The organism is Vibrio genomosp. F10 str. 9ZD137, from assembly GCF_049974785.1.
GTDB lineage: Bacteria > Pseudomonadota > Gammaproteobacteria > Enterobacterales > Vibrionaceae > Vibrio.
In genome coordinates, this window is the sequence record NZ_JBNGCJ010000442.1 from 1 (window position 1) to 659 (window position 659).

A 659-nucleotide genomic window follows, 5' to 3' on the forward strand; every position below is an offset into this window, starting at 1 on the left:
CTCTTCCGATCTTTGTGGTTTCTGCTTTAATGTTCGCTTGGGAGCATGCAAAGCATATTTACGCGAGCAGTAAACTCAACGATGAAGGCTCAAAGGTATATCATATCAACGGTCCAATTTTCTTTGGTTCTGCGGCTAACTTCCTTGAACTGTTTGATTTTAAAAATGATCCTGACGATGTTATCGTCGACTTTGCGAGTTCACGTGTAGCAGACCATTCAGCAATCGAAGCGATAGAAACACTAGCAGTTCGATATTCGACGCTTGGAAAGACATTACACTTACGTCACTTGAGCCCAGATTGTCGCGCGCTTCTTCACAAAGCAGGTAGCTTAGTTGAAATTAACGTTAAAGAAGATCCTAGCTATAAAGTAGCAACGGACGTTTTAGCTGGCTAATTTTTAAATGCTTAGTGGAAAAACAAAAGGGTTTGCCAAACAACGGCAAACCCTTTTTCTATCCTAAACACCATGATAGTCGTTAAAAACACTAGTTTGCTTTTACCCACTCATCATCAATTAAGAACAGTGTAACCACGGTTCGTCATGCAATTTCTCATTACCGTCTGCTGATTCTGTTCGTAGTCGGCTTGATTCTGACGACGGTCTCGACTACCACCAATAACTCCAGCGCCTAGGCCTACCGCAGCACCTTTCTTA

1 protein-coding gene is annotated in these 659 nt (G+C 42.3%); it reads left to right on the top strand.

Features of this window, described 5'->3' with window-relative positions; translation table 11 throughout:
• Positions 1–398: STAS domain-containing protein (locus tag ACP45E_RS10555; RefSeq protein WP_141707291.1), on the top strand; the 398-nt coding region annotated here is incomplete at its 5' end.
• Positions 399–659 lie beyond the last annotated feature (261 nt).